We start from the raw sequence: 2,915 nt of genomic DNA on the forward strand, positions 1-2,915 counted from the left end.
CGGTTCGAGGCCTGCCCGGGTCTGCACGCGCGTCGGGACGGGGCCGTTCCCGTGGTTCAGCGCTTCACCGCTCTCGCGGTCGGCGGCGTCGAACTCCGAGTCGCCCCCGGGTGCTGATCGCGCGGCGGCGGCGCGTGCCCGGGACCACGAGGACTGGCTCGGCGCCGGAACGACGTAGGTGGGGAAGCGCCCGATCTCGGCGGCCCGGTCCAGGTCGTCGATCATCTCCCCGGCGTCGGGGTAGCGGTCCTCGGGGCTGCGGCGGGTAGCCCGGAGGATCAGGTGGTCGAGGTCCTCGGCCACCGAGTCCGACTGGTCCGACGGCGCCGGGACGTCGGTGTCCAGGCGCCGGTAGGCCACGGCGATCGAGTTGTCCCCGTTGAAGGGCGGCTCCCCGGTGAGCATCTCGTACGCGAGGACCCCCAGGGAATAGAGGTCGGAACGCCCGTCGGTGTCGGCGCCGGAGATCTGTTCGGGGGACAGGTAGGCGGCGGTGCCCATCACCACGCTCCGCGAGGTCGCCCTGGACTCGGCCACCGCACGGACGAGACCGAAGTCGGCGAGCTTGACCGCCCCGGTTGTGGAGATGAGGACGTTCTCGGGCTTGATGTCGCGGTGGACCAGCCCGGCCTCGTGGGCCTCGCGGAGTGCGCCGAGGAGGGGACGGAGTACGGCGGCGGCGGCGTACGGGGGCATGGGGCCGCGCTCGTCCAGTAGTTCGCGCAGTGTGCCGCCCGGGACCAGCTCCATCACGAGGAAGGCGGTGTCCCCCTCGACCCCCTGGTCGAAGACCTGGACGATGCCGGGGTCGGAGAGCCGCGCGGCCGAGCGCGCCTCGAGGGTGAACCGGTCGACGAAGGCGCGATCGCCGGCGAGGGCGGGGTCCAACAGCTTGACGGCGACATGGCGGTCCAACCGCTCGTCGGTGGCCAGATGGACGATCGACATCCCGCCGCGGGCGATCACGGCGTCGAGCCGGTAGCGCCCGTCGAGCACGGTGCCCGGCCCTGGTAGCTGCCCGTCGTGAGTGGTCATGGAGTCCATTCTGCCCGTCGGCGTCCCGATCTCGGTATGCAACCGGGTGGTGCGCCCCGCAGTGGTGACCGCCGAGCCCCGCTGCGACTAACGTGGTGGCCGTGAGTACCGTTCCGCACTGTGATGACGTCCTGCCCGGGGACGTCGAGACGATCAATCTGCCCGAGGTGTCCAGGCGACTGGGGATCCCCGTCACCCGTGTGCACGACCTCCTCCGCGAGGGGGGGTTGATCGCCGTCCGACGTGCCGGCGTGGTGGTGGTCCCCGCGGTCTTCCTGGACGATGACGACGAGGTGGCCCGATTCCTGCCCGGGCTCGTCTCGGTTCTGCGTGACGGCGGTTACCGGGACGAGGAGATCCTGCGGTGGCTCTTCACCGAGGACGACAGTCTGCCGGGTCGTCCCGCGGACGCGCTTCACGGGCACCGGGCCCGGGAGGTCATCCGGCGCGCTCAGGCGATGGCGTTCTGACCCCGCTGGTGGCCCGCCTCCACCACCAGGCCACCGCCAGGGAGGCGAGCACCGCGATCCCGGAGAGCACAGGGCTGTAGAGGCTGGTCGATCCGTTCGGCCCGATCGCCATGACCAGGAACACGGTCATCCCGACCGCGGCAGCGGTGGCTCGTGGTCCCGGTCTCGCCAGCACCCAGAACGCGGCCACCCAGACGTAGTACCAGGGCCAGGCGAGCGAGTTGAGCACGACGAAGGCCAGCAACGCCAGCATGATGCCGCGGAGCGCCGTCATCCGGTCCCGTCGATGAAGCCACCACACCGCCACCAGCACCACGGCGAGGGCCACCCGCCCGACCTGCCGGGACACCGCGAGCACGTCCTCGAACCCGGGGGAGTCGGTGAACGCGTGGACCAGATGTGCTGCCGCTGTCGGTGCGCTGAGGTAATTGATCACCCTGTCGGACACGGCGATCGCGTTGAACCACCCGATCCCGGTACCGGAGGCGAGGGTGGCCAGACCGAGGACGGCCAGCGCGACCGCGGCGGCGAGAGCCGTGTCCCCGAGGGCGCGGACCACCGGCCTGGTGACAGTAGGGTCCCCGCGGCGTCGGGACAGCGCGATCCACAGGAGGAACGGGGCGACGATCACCGCTGTCGCCTTGAACGCCACCGCGATCCCTATCGCCGCGCCCGCCCAGGCCCTACGCCCGTCGAGGGTGAGAACGACCGCCCCGAGACAGGCGACGAGGGGGAAGACCTCGTTGTGCAGCCCGCCCGCCAGGTGAATCACCGACAGCGGTGACGCGCACGCCAGCCAGACGGCCGCACCAGCGTCCACCCCGGTCCGGCGGGCCGCCATCACCAACAGGACGGTCAGTCCGGCCAGCGCGACCAACACCACCACGCGCAGGATGACGATCCCCACCGCCGGGTGCCCGCCGGACAGGGCCACCACGATCCTCATGAGGAGCAGGTGGAGCGGGCCGTACGGCGTCGCGGTCGACCGCCAGTCGGGGCTGACCTCGTCCGTGAAGGGGCCCGGGTTGGCCTCGGGGCCGAACTCGTAGGGATCGACGCCCGCGGCGGTCATCGCACCCTGGGCGAGGTACGACCAGGCGTCGCGGCTGAACATCGGCACCGCGGGAAGTGACGGAAGTGCCCACAACGCGGTGGCCCAGACCGCGTCCCGCGTGGGGAGTCGACCCGACAGCGCCCGGGGACCCAGTGCCAGCCATGCCGAGAACAGCAGCCCGACCCCGATCCAGCACAGCGCCAGGGCCAGGACCTCACCGTGGCCGAAGGTGAACCCGAGCAGCCCCACGGCGACGGCGGGGCCGCCGTCCACCGGCAGGGCGCCGGCACCGAAGCCACCGAGGGTCAGCAGGACGGACCCGAGCGTCCCGCGGTACAGGGCGGGGCCCGAGGGGC

3 protein-coding genes are annotated in these 2,915 nt (G+C 71.9%); 1 reads left to right on the forward strand and 2 read right to left on the reverse strand.

The window, feature by feature from the left end; genetic code table 11:
• A partial coding sequence (locus tag G6027_RS07260; protein ID WP_241726897.1) for a protein kinase occupies positions 1-1,035 on the reverse strand: 1,035 nt, incomplete at its 3' end.
• Between the two features lie 101 nt (positions 1,036-1,136).
• Here G6027_RS07260 and G6027_RS07265 point away from each other — a divergent pair.
• Positions 1,137-1,505, forward strand: a complete 369-nt coding sequence (locus tag G6027_RS07265) for an Rv2175c family DNA-binding protein (RefSeq protein ID WP_179525049.1) — start codon at positions 1,137-1,139, stop codon at positions 1,503-1,505.
• Here G6027_RS07265 and mptB read toward each other — a convergent pair.
• Positions 1,474-2,915: polyprenol phosphomannose-dependent alpha 1,6 mannosyltransferase MptB (gene mptB / locus G6027_RS07270; RefSeq protein ID WP_182636592.1), on the reverse strand; the 1,442-nt coding region annotated here is incomplete at its 5' end. The genes G6027_RS07265 and mptB overlap by 32 nt on opposite strands.

It is taken from the genome of Dietzia sp. SLG310A2-38A2, assembly GCF_014145095.1.
In the GTDB taxonomy this organism is placed as follows: Bacteria; Actinomycetota; Actinomycetes; order Mycobacteriales; family Mycobacteriaceae; genus Dietzia.